At 54.0% G+C, this 21,074-nt stretch carries 16 protein-coding genes, 1 tRNA gene, 3 rRNA genes and 1 other annotated feature; of the genes, 15 read left to right on the top strand and 5 right to left on the bottom strand.

Going from position 1 to position 21,074, the window contains the following annotated elements:
• The first annotated feature begins 21 nt into the window (after positions 1-21).
• From ffh to rplS, 5 genes are all read left to right on the top strand, one after another.
• The gene (gene ffh / locus OJ965_RS06805) at positions 22-1,383 is read left to right on the top strand and encodes a signal recognition particle protein (protein WP_009086882.1); all 1,362 of its coding nucleotides are present in this window, start codon (positions 22-24) and stop codon (positions 1,381-1,383) included.
• Between the two features lie 141 nt (positions 1,384-1,524).
• The gene (gene rpsP, locus OJ965_RS06810; RefSeq protein WP_009086880.1) at positions 1,525-1,773 is read left to right on the top strand and encodes a 30S ribosomal protein S16; all 249 of its coding nucleotides are present in this window, start codon (positions 1,525-1,527) and stop codon (positions 1,771-1,773) included.
• 18 nt (positions 1,774-1,791) lie between these two features.
• The gene (gene rimM, locus OJ965_RS06815; RefSeq protein WP_009086878.1) at positions 1,792-2,340 is read left to right on the top strand and encodes a ribosome maturation factor RimM; all 549 of its coding nucleotides are present in this window, start codon (positions 1,792-1,794) and stop codon (positions 2,338-2,340) included.
• Positions 2,341-2,375: 35 nt separating this feature from the next.
• Positions 2,376-3,140, top strand: coding sequence for a tRNA (guanosine(37)-N1)-methyltransferase TrmD (gene trmD, locus OJ965_RS06820; protein ID WP_009086876.1), 765 nt, complete (start codon positions 2,376-2,378; stop codon positions 3,138-3,140).
• Positions 3,141-3,182: 42 nt separating this feature from the next.
• Positions 3,183-3,530 carry a 50S ribosomal protein L19 gene (gene rplS, locus OJ965_RS06825; protein ID WP_003849035.1) on the top strand — a complete coding sequence of 116 codons (348 nt, stop codon included), beginning with the start codon at positions 3,183-3,185 and terminating at the stop codon, positions 3,528-3,530.
• A gap of 87 nt (positions 3,531-3,617) precedes the next feature.
• On the opposite strand, the gene OJ965_RS06830 is transcribed toward rplS, so the two are convergent.
• Positions 3,618-4,154, bottom strand: coding sequence for a GNAT family N-acetyltransferase (locus OJ965_RS06830; protein WP_265138468.1), 537 nt, complete (start codon positions 4,152-4,154; stop codon positions 3,618-3,620).
• A 288-nt stretch (positions 4,155-4,442) separates the two neighbouring features.
• On the opposite strand from OJ965_RS06830, the gene OJ965_RS06835 reads away from it, so the two are divergent.
• On the top strand, positions 4,443-5,522 hold the full coding sequence (locus tag OJ965_RS06835) for a 3-deoxy-7-phosphoheptulonate synthase (RefSeq protein WP_265138469.1): 1,080 nt from the start codon (positions 4,443-4,445) through the stop codon (positions 5,520-5,522).
• 5 nt (positions 5,523-5,527) lie between these two features.
• Complete coding sequence (gene tyrA / locus OJ965_RS06840; RefSeq protein ID WP_009086795.1) at positions 5,528-6,649, top strand: bifunctional chorismate mutase/prephenate dehydrogenase; 1,122 nt, start codon at positions 5,528-5,530, stop codon at positions 6,647-6,649.
• Positions 6,650-6,680: 31 nt separating this feature from the next.
• Here tyrA and pheA read toward each other — a convergent pair whose 3' ends face one another.
• The 4 genes from pheA to bamD form a co-directional block, all read right to left on the bottom strand.
• The gene (pheA, locus tag OJ965_RS06845; protein ID WP_265138471.1) at positions 6,681-7,844 is read right to left on the bottom strand and encodes a bifunctional chorismate mutase/prephenate dehydratase; all 1,164 of its coding nucleotides are present in this window, start codon (positions 7,842-7,844) and stop codon (positions 6,681-6,683) included.
• Positions 7,845-7,866: 22 nt separating this feature from the next.
• Positions 7,867-7,991: a sequence feature (Phe leader region), on the bottom strand.
• Positions 7,943-7,990 (bottom strand): pheA operon leader peptide PheL, encoded by a 48-nt coding sequence (gene pheL, locus OJ965_RS06850; protein WP_193387678.1) that lies wholly within the window; start codon positions 7,988-7,990, stop codon positions 7,943-7,945. It overlaps the preceding feature by 48 nt.
• Positions 7,992-8,079: 88 nt before the next feature.
• Positions 8,080-8,415 (bottom strand): ribosome-associated translation inhibitor RaiA, encoded by a 336-nt coding sequence (gene raiA / locus OJ965_RS06855; RefSeq protein ID WP_009086789.1) that lies wholly within the window; start codon positions 8,413-8,415, stop codon positions 8,080-8,082.
• A gap of 279 nt (positions 8,416-8,694) precedes the next feature.
• The gene (bamD, locus tag OJ965_RS06860) at positions 8,695-9,426 is read right to left on the bottom strand and encodes an outer membrane protein assembly factor BamD (RefSeq protein WP_009086788.1); all 732 of its coding nucleotides are present in this window, start codon (positions 9,424-9,426) and stop codon (positions 8,695-8,697) included.
• Positions 9,427-9,555: 129 nt separating this feature from the next.
• Here bamD and rluD point away from each other — a divergent pair, with 129 nt between their 5' ends.
• The 8 genes from rluD to OJ965_RS06900 all read left to right on the top strand — a co-directional run bounded on the left by rluD (position 9,556) and on the right by OJ965_RS06900 (position 21,050).
• Entirely contained in the window at positions 9,556-10,533 is a 978-nt protein-coding gene (rluD, locus tag OJ965_RS06865; RefSeq protein ID WP_265138474.1) for a 23S rRNA pseudouridine(1911/1915/1917) synthase RluD, read from the top strand.
• A complete protein-coding gene (gene yfiH / locus OJ965_RS06870) occupies positions 10,533-11,261 on the top strand; it encodes a purine nucleoside phosphorylase YfiH (protein WP_265138475.1) in 729 nt (242 codons plus the stop codon). The genes rluD and yfiH overlap by 1 nt, the downstream gene beginning before the upstream one ends.
• A 125-nt stretch (positions 11,262-11,386) precedes the next feature.
• Entirely contained in the window at positions 11,387-13,960 is a 2,574-nt protein-coding gene (clpB, locus tag OJ965_RS06875) for an ATP-dependent chaperone ClpB (protein ID WP_046102433.1), read from the top strand.
• Between the two features lie 474 nt (positions 13,961-14,434).
• Positions 14,435-15,974, top strand: a 16S ribosomal RNA gene (locus tag OJ965_RS06880).
• Between the two features lie 88 nt (positions 15,975-16,062).
• A tRNA-Glu gene (locus OJ965_RS06885) sits at positions 16,063-16,137 on the top strand.
• A 226-nt stretch (positions 16,138-16,363) separates the two neighbouring features.
• Positions 16,364-19,267, top strand: a 23S ribosomal RNA gene (locus tag OJ965_RS06890).
• Positions 19,268-19,367: 100 nt separating this feature from the next.
• Positions 19,368-19,483, top strand: a 5S ribosomal RNA gene (gene rrf, locus OJ965_RS06895).
• Together the 16S, 23S and 5S rRNA genes with 1 tRNA gene alongside form the textbook arrangement of a ribosomal RNA operon.
• A 277-nt stretch (positions 19,484-19,760) precedes the next feature.
• Positions 19,761-21,050 (top strand): MFS family transporter, encoded by a 1,290-nt coding sequence (locus OJ965_RS06900; protein ID WP_265138477.1) that lies wholly within the window; start codon positions 19,761-19,763, stop codon positions 21,048-21,050.
• The last annotated feature ends 24 nt before the right edge of the window (positions 21,051-21,074 follow it).

The raw sequence follows: 21,074 nt of genomic DNA on the forward strand, positions 1-21,074 counted from the left end.
GATCTTTTTAAGTGAGAGACCATGTTTGATAATTTAACCGATCGTTTGTCGCAAACCCTGCGAAACATCAGCGGCCGCGGAAGGCTGACTGAAGAGAACATTAAAGAGACCCTGCGTGAAGTGCGCATGGCACTGCTTGAAGCTGACGTTGCGCTGCCGGTGGTGCGTGACTTCATTAACCGCGTGAAAGAGAGCGCGGTCGGCCATGATGTAAACAAAAGCCTGACGCCGGGTCAGGAGTTCATCAAAATCGTTCGTAACGAATTGGTTGCGGCGATGGGGGCAGAGAACAATGCTCTCGACCTGGCCGCTCAGCCGCCAGCCGTGGTGCTGATGGCGGGTCTGCAGGGTGCCGGTAAAACCACCAGCGTGGGTAAGCTGGGTAAATTCCTGCGCGAGAAGCACAAAAAGAAAGTGCTGGTTGTCTCTGCCGACGTTTATCGTCCGGCGGCAATCAAACAGCTGGAAACGCTGGCGCAGCAGGTTGGCGTGGATTTCTGCCCCTCTGACCTCAGCCAGAAGCCAGTAGAGATCGTCAACAATGCGCTGCGTGAAGCGCGCCTGAAATTCTACGATGTGCTGCTGGTGGATACCGCGGGTCGTCTGCACGTTGATGAAGCGATGATGGACGAAATCAAACAGGTTCATGCCGCGATTAATCCGGTAGAAACGCTGTTTGTGGTCGATGCCATGACCGGTCAGGATGCGGCCAACACGGCCAAAGCCTTCAACGAAGCGCTGCCGCTCACCGGCGTGATCCTGACCAAAGTTGACGGTGATGCACGTGGGGGTGCGGCGCTGTCGATTCGTCATATCACCGGCAAGCCAATTAAATTTATGGGGGTCGGCGAGAAAACCGAAGCCCTGGAACCGTTCTATCCGGACCGTATTGCATCACGCATCCTCGGCATGGGTGACGTGCTGTCACTGATCGAAGATATCGAAAGCAAGGTTGACCGCGATAAAGCAGAGAAGCTGGCGAAGAAGCTGAAAACCGGTGACGGTTTCGATCTCAACGACTTCCTTGAGCAGCTGAAGCAGATGCGTAACATGGGCGGCATGGCCAGCCTGATGGGTAAACTGCCCGGCATGGGACAGCTGCCTGACAATGTGAAGTCGCAGATGGATGACAAGGTTCTGGTGCGCATGGAAGCCATCATCAACTCGATGACACGCAAAGAGCGTGAGAAGCCAGAGATCATCAAAGGCTCGCGTAAACGCCGCATCGCCACCGGCTCCGGCATGCAGGTGCAGGACGTTAACCGCTTATTAAAGCAGTTCGACGACATGCAGCGTATGATGAAGAAGATGAAGAAGGGCGGTATGGCGAAAATGATGCGCGGCATGAAAGGTATGATGCCGCCAGGATTCCCTGGCCGCTAAGGGTTCCACAAAAAAGCCCGAAAGGACGCGGTTTAGGTTGCTTTTTGCGCCAAAATGAGTAAAATTTTCGGGCTTTTTATACAGCACCCGGACCCCGTTCCTCGATGGGGGCCGGGTGTTTTATTAACTGAAGAGGATGTTATGGTAACAATTCGTTTGGCACGTCACGGCGCTAAAAAGCGTCCGTTCTATCAGGTCGTCGTTACTGACAGCCGCAATGCACGCAACGGTCGTTTCATCGAGCGCGTTGGATTCTTCAACCCGATCGCTTCTGGTCAGGCTGAAGGTCTGCGTCTGGATATGGATCGTATCGAGCACTGGGTTGGCCAGGGCGCAACGCTTTCTGATCGCGTTAACGCGCTGGTCAAAGAAGCTAAGAAAGCAGCTTAATCTGTCACGGTGGTGAGCATGAGCAGACAAATTGCCGCACAGCCTCCTGTCAACCCGATTGTATTGGGCAAGATGGGAGCCGCCTACGGTATTCGCGGCTGGCTCAAAGTGTTTTCCTCCACTGAAGACGCTGAAAGCATCTTCAGCTACCAACCCTGGTTCATCCAGCGCGCCGGTAAATGGCAGCATGTCGAACTGGAAAGTTGGAAGCACCACAATCAGGACCTGATCATCAAAGTCAAAGGCATTGAAGATCGGGATGCGGCGGCTCAGTTAACCAATTGCGAAATTCAGGTTGACTCGACGCAGTTGCCATCGCTGGAAGAGGGTGACTACTACTGGAAAGACCTTATGGGCTGCCAGGTGGTTAACCTTGAAGGCTACGAGATGGGCAAAGTCATCGATATGATGGAAACCGGCTCGAACGACGTTCTCGTCGTTAAGGCAAACCTGAAGGATGCATTCGGTGTTCAGGAGCGGTTAATTCCGTTTCTTGATGAACAGGTTATCAGGAAAGTCGATCTCTCTACTCGCGTCATTGAGGTAGATTGGGATCCTGGTTTTTGAGCTCCGAATCGAGCGGTAACGTAACGGCGAATACAATGTGGATTGGTGTTATTAGCCTGTTTCCAGAAATGTTTCGCGCTATTACCGACTACGGGGTAACTGGCCGGGCTGTAAAAAACGGTCTGCTCAGCATTCAAAGCTGGAGTCCGCGTGACTTCACGCACGACCGGCACCGTACCGTGGATGATCGTCCTTACGGCGGCGGACCGGGAATGCTGATGATGGTACAACCCTTACGGGATGCCATCTCCGCAGCGAAAGCAGCGGCAGGTGATGGCGCCAGGGTGATATATCTTTCACCTCAGGGGCGCAAACTGGACCAACAGGGCGTTTGCGAACTGGCGGCACGAGACAAGTTAATTCTGGTCTGTGGCCGTTATGAAGGGATAGATGAGCGCGTAATTCACGCCGAAATTGATGAAGAATGGTCAATCGGTGATTACGTTCTCAGTGGCGGGGAACTGCCAGCCATGACGATGATTGACGCAGTCGCCCGGTTTATTCCCGGCGTACTCGGCAAGCAGGCGTCAGCCGATGAGGATTCGTTCTCTGACGGCTTGCTGGATTGTCCGCACTATACCCGACCTGAAGTGTTAGAGGGCGTGGAAGTCCCGGCAGTTTTACTGTCAGGTAACCATGCCGATATTCGCCGCTGGCGTCTGAAGCAGTCGCTAGGCCGTACCTGGCTAAGAAGACCTGAACTTCTGGAAAACCTGGCTCTGACTGAAGAGCAAGCAAGGTTGCTGAATGAGTTCCAGCGGGAACATCAGCAGCAACAAAACGATGATGTGGAAGAGTAATCTTCCCCGACTATCAGTTTACCCAGGATATGAGATTTAATTATGAGCAACATTATCAAGCAAATTGAACAAGAGCAGATGAAACAGGACGTACCTTCCTTCCGCCCGGGTGATTCCGTGGAAGTGAAAGTATGGGTCGTTGAAGGTTCTAAAAAACGTCTGCAGGCATTCGAGGGCGTGGTTATCGCTATTCGTAACCGCGGTCTGCACTCTGCATTCACTGTTCGCAAAATTTCTAACGGCGAAGGCGTTGAGCGTGTATTCCAGACTCACTCGCCGGTCATTGACAGCATCGCTGTTAAACGTCGTGGCGCTGTGCGTAAAGCCAAACTGTACTACCTGCGTGAGCGTACTGGTAAGTCTGCTCGTATTAAAGAGCGTCTTAACTAAGGTATCGCTAACGCGACATCTGAAAGTTAATAGCAAACAAGGGGTTGGCATCTGCCAGCCCCTTTTTTTTTGTCCTGTTGCCTGCCGTTAAGCAGTCTCTGGCCGCTGAAAATGATAAATCGCGGTATTGACCGGCCCGTCATTGAGCACGATCAGGCCGTAACGACAGCCAATAAAATCGCCGCCCGACTTCTCCGCGACGGCTCGGCTGGCGAGATTATCCTCGGCCACCAGAATCTCAATCACCCGTGTTTCAGGACGTGAAAACCCCAGCGGCAATAAAGCGGCGACGGCACGGGTCGCAATCCCCTGACGCTGAACATCACTGCGCACCCAGTAGCCAATCGCACTGGCAGCGCCGGGATGGCGGGCAAAGCGCACGCCTGCGCCTCCCAGCAGCTGATCGTGCTGATCGACAATCGCAAACTCTTCAGCTTCTTCCCGCATCCGTTGCCAGTGGGTAAAGCGGATCCAGCTCTCCGCCTCATGCGGCTGATAGTCGTGATGTGCCCAGGCCATCCAGGGGATCAGGCTGTCCAGCGAGGCGTTCACCGCAGCGGTAAACGCAGGAACATCGCTTAACAGGAAAGGTCGCAGATGCGTCGTGCGTGGTGTTGAAGGCATATCATTCCCGGATGCAAACCCTTAATCGTTTCATTTTGCCTGCGCCGGCAAGAAAAACAATAAAAGCGGGTGTAAAGATATAATTACATTTTAGTCTTGGTGCTCTATTCTGTATTATTATTTATGCATTTGATTTTATTGATTAAATTATAGGTTGCTGCGACGGTTATTGATCTGTGGTAATTAATGTGTACATACTATCTTGCACTGTGTACCGGCTGTGATACAGTGACGTCAATCCTCAGCGAGGAGTCCAGAACCGCCAATACGAGATAAAGGATCGCCATCATGCAAAAAGACGCGCTGAACAATGTGCACATCGCCGGTGAACAGGTTTTAATTACACCTGAAGAGCTGAAAGCGAAGTTTCCACTGACGCCGGAACAGCAGGAGCAGGTTGCGGCTTCACGCCAGACCATCTCTGACATCATTGCCGGGCGCGATCCGCGTCTGCTGGTGGTATGCGGACCCTGTTCAATTCACGATACCGAAGTCGCACTGGACTATGCGCGTCGTCTGCAAACCCTTTCTGAACAGCTGAGCGATCAGCTCTATATCGTTATGCGCGTCTACTTTGAAAAACCCCGTACCACCGTCGGCTGGAAAGGGCTGATCAACGATCCTTACATGGATAACTCGTTCGATATGGAAGCGGGTCTGCACATCGCTCGTAAGCTGCTGGTGGACCTGGTTGAAATGGGCCTGCCGCTGGCGACAGAAGCGCTCGATCCAAACAGCCCGCAATATCTGGGTGATCTGTTCAGCTGGTCCGCCATTGGCGCACGCACGACCGAATCCCAGACGCACCGCGAAATGGCTTCGGGTCTCTCCATGCCGGTAGGCTTTAAAAATGGCACCGATGGCAGCCTGGGCACGGCGATCAATGCGATGCGCGCCGCGGCAATGCCGCATCGCTTCGTCGGCATCAATCAGGCGGGTCAGGTCTGCCTGCTGCAGACGCAGGGCAACCCGGATGGGCATGTAATCCTGCGTGGTGGTAAAGCGCCGAACTACGGTCCTGACGATGTCGCACAGTGTGAAAAAGAGATGCAGAAGGCGGGACTGCGTCCTGCCTTAATGATAGATTGCAGCCATGGTAATTCGAACAAAGACTACAGCCGTCAGCCTGGCGTAGCGGAATCCGCTATCGCCCAGATCAAAGACGGGAACCGTTCAATCATTGGTCTGATGCTGGAAAGCCATATCAATGAGGGTAACCAGTCTTCTGAACTGCCACGCAGCGAAATGAAATATGGCGTTTCCGTCACCGATGCGTGCATCAGCTGGGACGTGACCGAAACGTTGCTGCGTGAGATGCATCAGGATCTGAAGGGAGTGCTGTCGGCGCGTCTGTCACAAGAGGTATAAGAGGAATGGTGGCTGAACTGACCGCGTTACGCGATCAAATTGATAGTGTTGATAAAGCGCTCCTTGATCTGCTGGCCAGACGTCTGGAGCTGGTCGCTGAGGTAGGGGAAGTTAAAAGCCGTTACGGCCTGCCTATCTATGTGCCTGAACGGGAAGCGTCAATGCTGGCTTCCCGTCGCAAAGAGGCTGAAGCGCTCGGTGTGCCGCCGGATCTGATTGAGGATGTGCTGCGTCGCGTGATGCGCGAATCCTATACCAGCGAGAATGATAAAGGCTTTAAAACCCTGTGCCCGGCACTGCGTCCGGTGGTGATCGTTGGCGGCAAGGGCCAGATGGGCCGACTCTTTGAAAAGATGCTCGGCCTGTCAGGCTATACGGTGAAAACGCTGGATAAAGAGGACTGGCCGCAGGCGGAGACCTTGCTCCGTGATGCCGGTATGGTCATCATCAGCGTGCCGATTCACCTGACTGAACAGGTGATTGCACAATTACCCCCTCTGCCAGACGACTGCATTCTGGTCGACCTGGCGTCGGTCAAAAATCGCCCTCTGCAGGCGATGCTGGCCGCCCATAACGGTCCGGTGCTGGGTCTTCATCCGATGTTCGGTCCGGACAGTGGCAGCCTGGCGAAACAGGTGGTGGTCTGGTGTGATGGCCGGCAGCCGGAGGCGTATCAATGGTTCCTGGAGCAGATTCAGGTCTGGGGTGCGCGCCTGCATCGCATCAGTGCGGTTGAGCACGATCAGAACATGGCGTTTATCCAGGCGCTGCGTCACTTTGCCACCTTTGCTTATGGCCTGCATTTAGCCGAAGAGAACGTCAATCTTGACCAGCTGCTGGCGCTTTCATCACCGATTTACCGGCTGGAACTGGCGATGGTCGGGCGGTTATTCGCTCAGGACCCGCAGCTTTACGCCGATATCATTATGTCTTCAGAGAGTAATCTGGCGCTGATTAAACGTTACTACCAGCGGTTTGGTGAAGCGATTGCGCTGCTGGAGCAGGGTGACAAACAGGCGTTCATCGCCAGCTTTAATCGCGTAGAGCAGTGGTTTGGCGATCATGCCCGACGCTTCCTCATTGAGAGTCGCAGCCTGCTGCGATCGGCGAACGACAGCCGCCCATAAAGAAAAAGGCATCCTTCCGGATGCCTTTTTTCTATTCGGCAGGTTCAACGGGCACGACATTCTCGCTGGGATAACAGCCCAGCACCTTCAGCGAGCGGGTCATTGTCTGTAATTCCTGCAGCGCCTGCTGCATCCGCTCTGATTGCAGATTGTCCTGCACATCAATGTAGAACATCTCTTCCCACGGATTACCGTGAATCGGGCGTGACTCCAGTTTGCTCATAATCAGGTTGTGCTGACGCAGTACCAGCAGCGCATCGACCAGCGCGCCCGCCTGCTGACCGGTTGCCATGATCAGCGTGGTTTTGGCTGGCACCTGATCTGACACATCGATCGCCTTACGCGCCAGCACGATGAAGCGGGTGTGGTTTTGCTGCTGATTGGCCAGATTCCGCTCCAGCACCTGCAACTGATAGAGTTCACCACCGGCTTCACTGCCCAGGGCCGCAACGGCAGGGGAGTTGAGCGCTGCGACCTTTTCCATTGCCGCGGCCGTACTCTCGGTATATTCGATTTTCCAGTGCGGGAAACGGTTAATAAACTGGCTGCACTGCTGGAACGGCTGAGGATGGCTGTAAACCGTCTCTATCTGCTGCAGGTCACTGCTACCCTTCACCAGGACGCAGTGGTCGATAGGCAGCGTCAGTTCACCCACAATGGAGAGGCTGGTCTGCTGCAGCAGGTCATAAACATCATTGATGGAGCCTGAACTGGTGTTCTCAATCGGCATGACGGCGTAATCGGCTGCGCCATTTTCGACCTGTTTGATGATGTCGTGAAACTTCAGGCAGCCACACTCCACCATATTATCGAAATGGCGCGATGCATAGTTGCGTGCCGCCAGATGGGAGTAAGAGCCTTTGGGTCCAAGGAAGGCGATACGCGCCGCATGGGCATGAGGGTGGTTGAGGTTCTTTTGCAGCAGCGCCTGCTGGGTCAGAACGGAATCTTCAATGACCAGCTGAAACAGACGGGTGATATAATGCGCATCCAGGTGATGGGCCTTACCCAGCACAATCAGATTTTCCAGCAGCGCGCGTTCGCGCTCGACATCCCGAATCGGGCGATGTGTAGCCAGCTTGGCCTGCGCAACTTCCACTGCCAGCAGACGACGCTCAGCCAGCAGCGTCAGAAGTTTTTTATCCACTGCGCTGATCTTATCGCGTAGCGCCAGCAATGGATTGTCGGGATTCATAGGGCTCACCTGTATGCTATCCAAAAAAAAAGCCTCCCGGTTGGGAGGCTTGGTTGTTCGTCTTCGCTTTCATTTTCTCACGACGAATGGCCTCCCGTTCAGGGGAAGGTAAAAAAGAAAGCGAAGAAAAACAGATCATGTTTCATGGAAATGTCCGCAAAAGGAGTAGGGGGAGAGTAACCGTACAGCTTAAAAGCTGTCAATAAAAAACGCGCCCGGAGGCGCGTTAAGAAAATCAGGACGCTTCGTCAGCAGGAATGATGTCTTTCACGCTGGCACTGGCGCGGCGTGCTTCAGACTTGTGCTGTACTTTGTTGAGCTGGCGCTCCAGCTTCGCAATCAGGTCGTTGATCGCGGTGTACATATCGTCATGTTTGGCACTGGCCACCAGAGTCCCGTTTGGGGTGTTAATGGTGGCATCGGCCACGAATTCTTTGGGCTCTTTCGACAGAACAATATGCGGATTAATCAGGTCGGTTTGCCATTTTTCGAGCTTGGCGAGACGGTCTTCAACATGGCTTCGGATGGCCGGGGTGATTTCCATTTGCTTACTGGTAATGTTCAGAATCATCGTTCTTACCTCTCTGTCATTTCCGTCTTGGTCTTCTCAGCATAGCGCGAAAAAGCGCTGAATGTGAGATTTCTATCACGGAAAAATGTCACTTTTTGTCAGTTTTGACAATCTGTGAGAAAGGCTCAGAAACGGGCGGAAATACCTTGAAGCGAACCGATAAACCCGGCATTCTTGATGGGTTAGCTCGCTGATTTCAGATCCAGTTATGACTGTTTTGTGAGCAAAAAAAAGCAGCCTTTCCGGCTGCTTTTTTTATGGCTGAAACGCAGCCTGCTGTCAGCTATTGTTAGCCGCGATGATTTTCGCCACTTTATCCGCTTCAGCGTTCAGCTGCAGGTTGCGGTAGGCATTCTCCATCAGCGGCAGTGCGTCGTGTGTCGCCTGCGTATCCGGATAATCGCGCATCATCCCTTCAACCCGGTTAACAACCGCGACATAAGCCTCACGCTTAGTATAGAATTGCGCCACTGAAAGCTCATATTTGGCCAGGCGATCTTTCAGGTAGACCAGACGTTTCTGCGCGTCAGCGGCATACTGACTGTTCGGGTAACTGCGCAGCAGCTGTGAGAAGTCACGGAAAGCATCACGTGCGTGCGTCGGGTCGCGGTCAGAACGATCGATACCGAAGAAGCCCTGCAGTGCTGAATCATCCAGCGCCATGTCCGTCAGACCTTTCATATAGATGACATAGTCGATGTTCGGATGGGTCGGGTTGAGGCGCATAAAGCGCGCAATGGCAGCCTGTGCCAGAGGCAGATCGGCATTTTTATAGTACGCGTAGATTAAATCCAGCTGCACCTGCTGCGAGTAAGGACCGAACGGATAACGATTATCCAGCGCTTCCAGTTGCTTAATCGCAGCTTTAAAGTTACCGTCCTGCAGCTTTTGCTGCGCTGTGGCATAGATTTCAGAAGGCGGGCTGTCCGGTACCGCGTCATTTGAGCCGGAACAACCAACAAGTGCCAGGCTCAGTGTGGCAGCAGCCACCAGATGTTTCATACGCGTCATGACGAAGTGATTATCCTCAAATGTTATGGCGGAAGCTGTCCGTATAGCTCCCGGTAATGACCAGGTACGATAGCACATTATATTAAACGGCATCGCCGTGAAAACCCAACGTTAACGAAGAAGCTGTATATGGCACAACAAGTTCAACTCACCGCAACGGTATCCGAATCACAACTCGGACAACGCTTAGATCAGACTTTGGCGGAATTGTTCCCTGATTATTCACGTTCACGCATAAAAGAGTGGATCCTCGATCGTCGCGTGACGGTAAACGGCGTCATGGTCGATACCCCAAAAGAAAAAGTGTTGGGCGGCGAGCTGGTCGCGATTAACGCTGAGATTGAGGAGGCACAGCGCTGGGAACCGCAAAATCTGCCACTCGACATCGTTTACGAAGATGAAGACATCATTGTCATCAATAAACCCCGCGATTTTGTGGTGCATCCCGGTGCCGGTAATCCGGATGGCACGGTGCTGAATGCATTGCTTCATCACTATCCTGCGATCATGGATGTGCCTCGTGCGGGCATTGTACACCGCCTGGATAAAGACACGACCGGCCTGATGGTCGTGGCGAAAACCGTACCGGCGCAGACGCATCTGGTGGAATCACTGCAGCGGCGTGAAATTACCCGCGAATATGAAGCCGTTGCGATTGGTAATATGACAGCGGGCGGCACGGTCGAAGAGCCGATCAGTCGTCACTCCACCAAACGTACGCACATGGCCGTACACCCGATGGGGAAACCGGCGGTCACGCACTACCGCATCATGGAGCATTTCCGTGCGCACACGCGTCTGCGTCTGCGTCTGGAAACCGGGCGTACTCACCAGATCCGCGTTCATATGTCGCACATCAGCCATCCGCTGGTGGGCGATCCGCTCTACGGTGGGCGCCCGCGTCCGCCAAAAGGCGCGTCAGAGGCGTTTATCGCTACGCTACGGGGCTTTGACCGTCAGGCGCTGCACGCTACGATGCTGCGTCTTTACCATCCTATCAGCGGTATTGAAATGGAGTTTCATGCGGTTATCCCGCAGGACATGGTCGATCTGATTGCGGCGTTAAAAGCAGACACCGCAGAATTTAAAGATCAGATGGACTGGTGATGGATCTGATTATTCCTCAATGGCCCGCACCGGCGCGTGTCCGGGCCTGCTCAACCCGCCGCCAGGGCGGAGTCAGTCATTCCCCGTGGGATGCGCTTAACCTGGGCGGGCACGTGGGGGATAATCCCGACGCGGTTGCGCGTAACCGTCAGTTGCTGGTTGATGAGGCGGGGTTGCCTGCGATGCCACAGTGGCTGGATCAGGTGCACGGCACCGGCGTCGTGCGTCTGGCTGAGGGCGGAGAGACGCCATTACGCGCTGACGCCTGCATTACCTCCGAGCCTGGCGTGGTCTGCGCCATTATGACGGCTGACTGTCTGCCGGTGCTGTTCTGTTCGCAGGACGGTGCTGAAGTGGCGGCCGCGCATGCCGGCTGGCGTGGCCTCTGTGCGGGCGTTCTGGAAAATACCCTGGCGCAGTTCCGATCGCCGCCCGATCAGATTCATGCCTGGCTGGGGCCGGCAATCGGCCCTGATGCGTTTGAGGTCGGTGCCGAAGTGCGCGACGCCTTTGTGGCTCAGGACCCCCACGCCGGACAGGCTTTTCATCCGTCGGGAGAGCGATTCTACGCCAATATCTGGCTGCTGGCGCGCAGGCGACTGCAGGCTGCAGGCGTCCGTTCCATCAGCGCCGACAGTCGCTGTACCTTTACACAGCGTGACGATTTCTTCTCTTTCCGCCGCGATGGGATCACCGGGCGTATGGCAACTTTGATCTGGCTGTTATAACCTTACGCGATAAGACGGTCCAGTTAGCGTATTTTTTACTCAAATCTCAGGTCATTAACCTTGAAAATTTGAGGGATGACCTCATTTAATCTCCAGTAGCATTTTGACCTGTAATGGGAGGAATTATGCGTCTGGATCGTCTTACCAACAAATTTCAGCTGGCTCTCGCCGACGCGCAGTCCCTGGCTCTGGGACACGACAACCAATTTATTGAACCTCTGCACCTGATGAGCGCATTGCTCAAACAGGAAGGCGGATCGGTTTCGCCTTTACTGACGTCGGCCGGTGTCGACGTGACACCTTTTCGCGCGCAGGTTGAGCAGGCCATTGACCGCCTGCCGCAGGTTGAAGGCAGCGAAGGGGATGTTCAACCCTCATCTGACCTCGTCCGGGTATTAAACCTGTGCGACAAACTGGCGCAGAAGCGCAACGACAACTTTATTTCATCTGAATTATTTGTTCTGGCTGCCCTGGAATCACGCGGCTCTCTGGCCGATCTGCTCAAAGCGGCAGGTGCCACTCGCGAAAAAATCACCAGTGCGATTGAACAAATGCGGGGAGGAGACAACGTGAACGATCAGGGGGCTGAAGATCAGCGCCAGGCACTGAAGAAATATACCATCGATCTGACCGAGCGCGCCGAGAAGGGCAAACTCGATCCGGTTATCGGCCGTGATGAAGAGATCCGTCGCACCATCCAGGTGTTGCAGCGCCGTACCAAAAATAACCCGGTGCTGATTGGTGAACCCGGCGTGGGTAAAACAGCGATTGTTGAAGGGCTGGCGCAGCGCATTATCAATGGCGAAGTGCCTGAAGGTCTGAAAGGCCGGCGGGTTCTGGCGCTGGATATGGGTGCGCTGGTGGCCGGTGCTAAATATCGCGGTGAATTCGAAGAGCGCCTGAAAGGGGTGCTTAGTGATCTGTCGAAGCAGGAAGGTAACGTCATTCTGTTCATCGACGAGCTGCATACGATGGTCGGTGCCGGTAAAGCTGACGGCGCGATGGATGCCGGCAATATGCTTAAACCCGCGCTGGCGCGTGGCGAGCTGCACTGTGTCGGTGCCACTACGCTGGATGAGTACCGGCAGTATATTGAAAAAGATGCTGCGCTGGAGCGCCGTTTCCAGAAAGTCTTTGTGGCGGAACCGAGTGTCGAAGATACCATCGCCATTCTGCGCGGCCTGAAAGAGCGTTATGAACTGCATCATCATGTGCAGATCACTGACCCGGCGATCGTCGCGGCTGCAACGCTTTCTCATCGTTACATTGCGGACCGGCAGCTGCCTGACAAGGCGATTGACCTGATCGACGAGGCGGCATCCAGCATTCGTATGCAGATGGACTCTAAGCCGGAGTCACTGGATCGCCTGGAGCGTCGCATCATTCAGCTGAAGCTGGAGCAGCAGGCACTGAAGAAAGAGGCTGATGATGCCAGCATCAAACGCCTTGAGATGCTGGAGAGCGAGCTGAATCAGAAAGAGCGGGAGTATGCCGAGCTTGAAGATGAGTGGAAAACCGAGAAAGCCTCATTATCTGGCACGCAGAACATCAAAGCTGAACTGGAGCAGGCGCGTCTCAATTTAGAGCAGGCCCGTCGTCAGGGCGATCTCGCTCAGATGTCAGAGCTGCAATACGGTAAAATTCCGGCCCTGGAAAAACAGTTAGCTGCAGCGACCCAGGCGGAAGGCAAAACCATGAAGTTACTGCGTAACCGGGTAACAGATGTGGAGATTGCCGATGTGCTGGCCCGCTGGACCGGTATCCCGGTAGCACGAATGATGGAAGGTGAGCGCGATAAGCTGTTGCGGATGGAGCAGGAGCTGCATGGCCGGGTTATCGGACAGGATGAAGCCGTTGAGGCGGTATCCAATGCGATTCGTCGCAGCCGTGCCGGTCTGTCGGATCCTAACCGTCCTATCGGTTCGTTCCTGTTCCTGGGGCCGACCGGTGTAGGTAAGACCGAGCTGTGTAAATCGCTGGCTAACTTCCTGTTCGACAGTGACGATGCCATGGTGCGTATCGACATGTCCGAATTTATGGAAAAACATTCGGTGTCACGGCTGGTGGGTGCCCCTCCGGGTTATGTCGGTTATGAAGAGGGCGGTTATCTGACTGAAGCGGTACGTCGTCGTCCTTACTCCGTCATCCTGCTGGATGAGGTCGAAAAGGCGCATCCTGATGTCTTTAACATTCTGCTGCAGGTGCTGGATGATGGACGCCTGACGGATGGACAGGGCAGAACGGTCGATTTCCGTAACAGCGTGGTGATCATGACCTCTAACCTTGGGTCAGATTTAATTCAGGAGCGGTTCGGTGATCTCGGCTATCCGGAAATGAAAGAGATTGTGATGGGTGTGGTTGGCCAGCACTTCCGTCCTGAATTCATCAACCGTATTGATGAGGTCGTGGTGTTCCATCCGCTGGCTGAGAAGCATATTGCCTCTATTGCTCAGATTCAGCTGCAGCGGCTGTATCACCGTCTGGAGGAGCGGGGCTATCAGTTGCATATCTCCGAGGAGGCTCTGCGGTTGCTGGCGGAGAATGGCTACGATCCGGTCTATGGTGCTCGTCCGCTGAAACGGGCGATACAGCAGCAGATCGAAAACCCGCTGGCACAGCAGATCCTTTCTGGTTCACTGGTGCCGGGCAAAACGATCCAGATGGATGTGGAAAACGATGTGATCACAGCTCATCAGTAATCCTGCGAGATAAAAACGGGCCTCTGGCCCGTTTTTTTATGCCCTGTTACCTGGCTTTTGTTTAATAAGGCAGCGAATTGAGTGCAAAGTGAACGGTCGGTAAAAAAGTTGTCATTTGCACTTGCGCTATCTGAACGGCTCCCTATAATGCGCCTCCATCGACACGGCACACCGGCAACGGGAAACGGGTTGAAGGTTCAGGAGACTGAGCTGCCGGAGAAAAACTTCTGAAAAAAGAGGTTGACTCTGAAGGAGGAAAGCGTAATATACGCCACCTCGCGACAGGACGCTAACGCACTGTTCGCACTGCTCTTTAACAATTTATCAGACAATCTGTGTGGGCACTCGCAGGATTGATATCAGCGTCTTTGGACGCACAAAAATATCAAAGCCTCACGAGTGAACACATAATGAAATTCATTATGACGTTTTACAGATGAGCACCGCTGAACTCGTTTCAGCAAATCAAACTTTAAATTGAAGAGTTTGATCATGGCTCAGATTGAACGCTGGCGGCAGGCCTAACACATGCAAGTCGGACGGTAGCACAGAGAGCTTGCTCTTGGGTGACGAGTGGCGGACGGGTGAGTAATGTCTGGGGATCTGCCCGATAGAGGGGGATAACCACTGGAAACGGTGGCTAATACCGCATAACGTCGCAAGACCAAAGAGGGGGACCTTCGGGCCTCTCACTATCGGATGAACCCAGATGGGATTAGCTAGTAGGCGGGGTAATGGCCCACCTAGGCGACGATCCCTAGCTGGTCTGAGAGGATGACCAGCCACACTGGAACTGAGACACGGTCCAGACTCCTACGGGAGGCAGCAGTGGGGAATATTGCACAATGGGCGCAAGCCTGATGCAGCCATGCCGCGTGTATGAAGAAGGCCTTCGGGTTGTAAAGTACTTTCAGCGGGGAGGAAGGCGGTGAGGTTAATAACCTCGCCGATTGACGTTACCCGCAGAAGAAGCACCGGCTAACTCCGTGCCAGCAGCCGCGGTAATACGGAGGGTGCAAGCGTTAATCGGAATTACTGGGCGTAAAGCGCACGCAGGCGGTCTGTTAAGTCAGATGTGAAATCCCCGGGCTTAACCCGGGAACTGCATTTGAAACTGGCAGGCTTGAGTCTCGTAGAGGGGGGTAGAATTCCAGGTGTAGCGGTGAAATGCGTAGAGATCTGGAGGAATACCGGTGGCGAAGGCGGCCCCCTGGACGAAGACTGACGCTCAGGTGCGAAAGCGTGGGGAGCAAACAGGATTAGATACCCTGGTAGTCCACGCCGTAAACGATGTCGACTTGGAGGTTGTTCCCTTGAGGAGTGGCTTCCGGAGCTAACGCGTTAAGTCGACCGCCTGGGGAGTACGGCCGCAAGGTTAAAACTCAAATGAATTGACGGGGGCCCGCACAAGCGGTGGAGCATGTGGTTTAATTCGATGCAACGCGAAGAACCTTACCTACTCTTGACATCCAGAGAACTTAGCAGAGATGCTTTGGTGCCTTCGGGAACTCTGAGACAGGTGCTGCATGGCTGTCGTCAGCTCGTGTTGTGAAATGTTGGGTTAAGTCCCGCAACGAGCGCAACCCTTATCCTTTGTTGCCAGCGATTCGGTCGGGAACTCAAAGGAGACTGCCGGTGATAAACCGGAGGAAGGTGGGGATGACGTCAAGTCATCATGGCCCTTACGAGTAGGGCTACACACGTGCTACAATGGCGCATACAAAGAGAAGCGACCTCGCGAGAGCAAGCGGACCTCACAAAGTGCGTCGTAGTCCGGATCGGAGTCTGCAACTCGACTCCGTGAAGTCGGAATCGCTAGTAATCGTGGATCAGAATGCCACGGTGAATACGTTCCCGGGCCTTGTACACACCGCCCGTCACACCATGGGAGTGGGTTGCAAAAGAAGTAGGTAGCTTAACCTTCGGGAGGGCGCTTACCACTTTGTGATTCATGACTGGGGTGAAGTCGTAACAAGGTAACCGTAGGGGAACCTGCGGTTGGATCACCTCCTTACCTGAAGATACCTTCCCGCGCAGTGCTCACACAGATTGTCTGATAAAAAGTAATGAGCAGGACGGCTGCGAAGTCGTGACACTATCGTGTCCCCTTCGTCTAGCGGTTAGGACTCCGCCCTTTCACGGCGGCAACAGGGGTTCGAATCCCCTAGGGGACGCCACCTGCTTGGTGACAGGTGAAAGGTGTCTCCATACAGTATCTCAAAACCGTTTCCGCTGCGCGAGCAGGGAGACGCGTCTGAGATATTTGCTCTTTAACAATCCGGAACAAGCTGAAAATTGAAACGACATGACGCGTTCATTCTCCGTAATAAGAATGAAATGGCGACATGTTCGAGTCTCTCAAATGCTTACAGTCTGCAGCGTGAAAACGCCTGTGGGTTGTGAGGTTAAGCGACTAAGCGTACACGGTGGATGCCCTGGCAGTCAGAGGCGATGAAGGACGTGCTAATCTGCGTAAAGCGACGGTAAGGTGATATGAACCGCTACAGCCGTCGATGTCCGAATGGGGAAACCCGGTGCACTCAGTGCATCATTGCAGCATGAATACATAGTGCTGCAAGGCGAACCGGGGGAACTGAAACATCTAAGTACCCCGAGGAAAAGAAATCAACCGAGATTCCCCCAGTAGCGGCGAGCGAACGGGGAGCAGCCCAGAGCCTGAATCAGCATGTGTGTTAGTGGAAGCGTCTGGAAAGTCGCAGGGTACAGGGTGATACTCCCGTACACAAAAGCACACGCGCTGTGAGCTCGATGAGTAAGGCGGGACACGTGGTATCCTGTCTGAATATGGGGGGACCATCCTCCAAGGCTAAATACTCCTGACTGACCGATAGTGAACCAGTACCGTGAGGGAAAGGCGAAAAGAACCCCGGCGAGGGGAGTGAAACAGAACCTGAAACCGTGTACGTACAAGCAGTGGGAGCACCCTTGTGGTGTGACTGCGTACCTTTGTATAATGGGTCAGCGACTTATATTCTGTAGCAAGGTTAACCGTATAGGGGAGCCGCAGGGAAACCGAGTCTTAACTGGGCGTTAAGTTGCAGGGTATAGACCCGAAACCCGGTGATCTAGCCATGGGCAGGTTGAAGGTTGGGTAACACTAACTGGAGGACCGAACCGACTAATGTTGAAAAATTAGCGGATGACCTGTGGCTGGGGGTGAAAGGCCAATCAAACCGGGAGATAGCTGGTTCTCCCCGAAAGCTATTTAGGTAGCGCCTCGTGAACTCATCTCCGGGGGTAGAGCACTGTTTCGGCTAGGGGGCCATCCCGGCTTACCAACCCGATGCAAACTGCGAATACCGGAGAATGTTATCACGGGAGACACACGGCGGGTGCTAACGTCCGTCGTGAAGAGGGAAACAACCCAGACCGCCAGCTAAGGTCCCAAAGTCATGGTTAAGTGGGAAACGATGTGGGAAGGCACAGACAGCCAGGATGTTGGCTTAGAAGCAGCCATCATTTAAAGAAAGCGTAATAGCTCACTGGTCGAGTCGGCCTGCGCGGAAGATGTAACGGGGCTAAACCATGCACCGAAGCTGCGGCAGCGACACTATGTGTTGTTGGGTAGGGGAGCGTTCTGTAAGCCGTCGAAGGTGTGCTGTGAGGCATGCTGGAGGTATCAGAAGTGCGAATGCTGACATAAGTAACGATAAAGCGGGTGAAAAGCCCGCTCGCCGGAAGACCAAGGGTTCCTGTTCAACGTTAATCGGAGCAGGGTGAGTCGACCCCTAAGGCGAGGCCGAAAGGCGTAGTCGATGGGAAACAGGTTAATATTCCTGTACTCGGTGTTACTGCGAAGGGGGGACGGAGAAGGCTATATCAGCCGGGCGACGGTTGTCCCGGTTTAAGCGTGTAGGCGGAGGGTCCAGGTAAATCCGGACTCTTTTAACGCTGAGGCGTGACGACGAGGCACTACGGTGCTGAAGTGATAAATGCCCTGCTTCCAGGAAAAGCCTCTAAGCATCAGGTAACACAGAATCGTACCCCAAACCGACACAGGTGGTCAGGTAGAGAATACCAAGGCGCTTGAGAGAACTCGGGTGAAGGAACTAGGCAAAATGGTGCCGTAACTTCGGGAGAAGGCACGCTGGCGCGTAGGTGAAGGGACTTGCTCCCGGAGCTGAAGCCAGTCGAAGATACCAGCTGGCTGCAACTGTTTATTAAAAACACAGCACTGTGCAAACACGAAAGTGGACGTATACGGTGTGACGCCTGCCCGGTGCCGGAAGGTTAATTGATGGGGTTATCCGTAAGGAGAAGCTCTTGATCGAAGCCCCGGTAAACGGCGGCCGTAACTATAACGGTCCTAAGGTAGCGAAATTCCTTGTCGGGTAAGTTCCGACCTGCACGAATGGCGTAATGATGGCCAGGCTGTCTCCACCCGAGACTCAGTGAAATTGAACTCGCTGTGAAGATGCAGTGTACCCGCGGCAAGACGGAAAGACCCCGTGAACCTTTACTACAGCTTGACACTGAACATTGAGCCTTGATGTGTAGGATAGGTGGGAGGCTTTGAAGCGCGGACGCCAGTCTGCGTGGAGCCATCCTTGAAATACCACCCTTTAATGTTTGATGTTCTAACGTGGCCCCGTGATCCGGGGTGCGGACAGTGTCTGGTGGGTAGTTTGACTGGGGCGGTCTCCTCCCAAAGAGTAACGGAGGAGCACGAAGGTCAGCTAATCACGGTCGGACATCGTGAGGTTAGTGCAATGGCATAAGCTGGCTTGACTGCGAGAGTGACGGCTCGAGCAGGTGCGAAAGCAGGTCATAGTGATCCGGTGGTTCTGAATGGAAGGGCCATCGCTCAACGGATAAAAGGTACTCCGGGGATAACAGGCTGATACCGCCCAAGAGTTCATATCGACGGCGGTGTTTGGCACCTCGATGTCGGCTCATCACATCCTGGGGCTGAAGTAGGTCCCAAGGGTACGGCTGTTCGCCGTTTAAAGTGGTACGCGAGCTGGGTTTAGAACGTCGTGAGACAGTTCGGTCCCTATCTGCCGTGGGCGCTGGAGAATTGAGGGGGGTTGCTCCTAGTACGAGAGGACCGGAGTGAACGCACCACTGGTGTTCGGGTTGTCATGCCAATGGCACTGCCCGGTAGCTAAGTGCGGAAAAGATAAGTGCTGAAAGCATCTAAGCACGAAACTTGCCCCGAGATGAGTTCTCCCTGACCCCTTGAGGGTCCTGAAGGGACGTTGAAGACGACGACGTTGATAGGCCGGGTGTGTAAGCGCAGCGATGCGTTGAGCTAACCGGTACTAATGACCCGTGAGGCTTAACCTTACAACGCCAGAGGCGTTTTTTGAGAGACACGATTTTCAGTTTGTGACGGATAAAGAATAAGCAGAAGCGAAGATTTTTTCGTTTCGTGCACCAAGATTTGCCTGGCGGCTTTAGCGCGGTGGTCCCACCTGACCCCATGCCGAACTCAGAAGTGAAACGCCGTAGCGCCGATGGTAGTGTGGGGCCTCCCCATGCGAGAGTAGGGAACTGCCAGGCATTATACAAGTGAAGAAGCCCCGCACCGACGTGCGGGGCTTTTTTACGTCTGAATTTTTCTGTTTTAAACTGAAATGCGGTACTGATCCTCTGCATTCCTTCACTTTCTGACCCACCATTTTCCCTGCCTTTATCGCCAGCAAACCGCTGATTTTTCGATAATTAGCGATGCGGCTCACAATAATAATCTCAGATTAGGCCGCCTTTACCTTCCGTGGACTTAAATGCTTTACTCATACTTTAAACGCTGTTGATCAGCAAGGAACAGAGGTAAGGCATGACACCCACAACAAATAAAATGCAGACGGATGATACAAAAAAGCGTATCTGGGCCATCGTCGGTGCGTCATCGGGTAACCTGGTAGAGTGGTTCGACTTTTATGTCTATTCATTCTTCTCACTCTATTTTGCGCACATTTTCTTCCCGCAGGGCGATACCACGACCCAGCTACTCCAGACAGCGGGCGTATTTGCGGCCGGCTTCTTAATGCGTCCGATAGGGGGCTGGCTGTTCGGCTATATCGGCGACAGACATGGCCGAAAAAATTCGATGCTGGTTTCAGTCTGCATGATGTGTTTTGGCTCACTGGTGATCGCCTGCTTACCCGGTTATGCCACCATTGGTGTGGCGGCTCCGGTCATTCTGCTGCTGGCGCGTATGTTTCAGGGCCTGTCGGTAGGGGGCGAGTATGGAACCAGCGCAACCTACATGAGCGAAGTTGCGCTGGAAGGGCGCAAAGGTTTTTACGCCTCATTCCAGTATGTCACGCTGATCGGAGGCCAGTTAGCCGCAGTGCTCACCGTCGTGGTGTTGCAGTTTCTGCTCACCGATGCAGAACTGCGGAGCTGGGGCTGGCGTATTCCGTTCTTCCTTGGTGCGCTGCTCGCCGTTGTTGCGCTCTGGCTGCGCCGATCGCTGGAAGAGACCTCAGATAAAACCAGCCGTGAACATCGCGATGCAGGAAGCGTAATCGGGTTGCTGCGCAATCATACCCGTCCCTTCCTGATGGTGCTGGGTTTCACCGCTGGCGGCTCTCTGAGTTTCTACACGTTCACGACCTATATGCAGAAGTATCTGGTTAACACCTCGGGAATGGATCCTAAGACCGCCAGCGGCCTGATGACCGGCGCACTGCTGGTCTTTATGCTGATTCAGCCCATTATTGGTGCTCTGTCAGATAAAATTGGCCGTCGTACCTCAATGATGATTTTTGGCGCGGGCGCGGCCATCTGTACCGTTCCGATCCTGACGCTGCTGCAAAATGTGCAGAGCCCCGGCGTGGCTTTCGTGTTGATCATGCTGGCGCTGCTAATCACCAGCTTCTACACCGCCATCAGCGGCATCCTTAAAGCCGAAATGTTTCCGCCTCAGGTGCGTGCACTGGGGGTAGGACTCTCCTATGCGGTCGCCAATGCGATTTTCGGTGGGTCGGCCGAGTATGTGGCCTTACTGATGAAGAAGCAGGGCATTGAGACAACCTTCTTCTGGTATGTCTCCGCAATGGGGGCGGTGGCCTTTTTGGTGTCGCTGTTACTGCATAAGCGCGGGAAGGGAATCAGGCTCTGACGCGATTACTGGCTCAGATTCCAC

It is taken from the genome of Pantoea anthophila (assembly GCF_026104315.1).
Lineage (GTDB): Bacteria > Pseudomonadota > Gammaproteobacteria > Enterobacterales > Enterobacteriaceae > Pantoea > Pantoea anthophila.

What these genes read in the sequence shown, in the direction of transcription:
- ffh (WP_009086882.1), top strand. Translation starts at nt 22, where the DNA reads ATGTTTGATAATTTAACCGATCGTTTGTCGCAAACCCTGCGAAACATC.
- rpsP (WP_009086880.1), top strand. Translation starts at nt 1,525, where the DNA reads ATGGTAACAATTCGTTTGGCACGTCACGGCGCTAAAAAGCGTCCGTTC.
- rimM (WP_009086878.1), top strand. Translation starts at nt 1,792, where the DNA reads ATGAGCAGACAAATTGCCGCACAGCCTCCTGTCAACCCGATTGTATTG.
- trmD (WP_009086876.1), top strand. Translation starts at nt 2,376, where the DNA reads ATGTGGATTGGTGTTATTAGCCTGTTTCCAGAAATGTTTCGCGCTATT.
- rplS (WP_003849035.1), top strand. Translation starts at nt 3,183, where the DNA reads ATGAGCAACATTATCAAGCAAATTGAACAAGAGCAGATGAAACAGGAC.
- OJ965_RS06830 (WP_265138468.1), bottom strand. Translation starts at nt 4,154, where the DNA reads ATGCCTTCAACACCACGCACGACGCATCTGCGACCTTTCCTGTTAAGC.
- OJ965_RS06835 (WP_265138469.1), top strand. Translation starts at nt 4,443, where the DNA reads ATGCAAAAAGACGCGCTGAACAATGTGCACATCGCCGGTGAACAGGTT.
- tyrA (WP_009086795.1), top strand. Translation starts at nt 5,528, where the DNA reads ATGGTGGCTGAACTGACCGCGTTACGCGATCAAATTGATAGTGTTGAT.
- pheA (WP_265138471.1), bottom strand. Translation starts at nt 7,844, where the DNA reads ATGAATCCCGACAATCCATTGCTGGCGCTACGCGATAAGATCAGCGCA.
- raiA (WP_009086789.1), bottom strand. Translation starts at nt 8,415, where the DNA reads ATGATTCTGAACATTACCAGTAAGCAAATGGAAATCACCCCGGCCATC.
- bamD (WP_009086788.1), bottom strand. Translation starts at nt 9,426, where the DNA reads ATGACGCGTATGAAACATCTGGTGGCTGCTGCCACACTGAGCCTGGCA.
- rluD (WP_265138474.1), top strand. Translation starts at nt 9,556, where the DNA reads ATGGCACAACAAGTTCAACTCACCGCAACGGTATCCGAATCACAACTC.
- yfiH (WP_265138475.1), top strand. Translation starts at nt 10,533, where the DNA reads ATGGATCTGATTATTCCTCAATGGCCCGCACCGGCGCGTGTCCGGGCC.
- clpB (WP_046102433.1), top strand. Translation starts at nt 11,387, where the DNA reads ATGCGTCTGGATCGTCTTACCAACAAATTTCAGCTGGCTCTCGCCGAC.
- OJ965_RS06900 (WP_265138477.1), top strand. Translation starts at nt 19,761, where the DNA reads ATGACACCCACAACAAATAAAATGCAGACGGATGATACAAAAAAGCGT.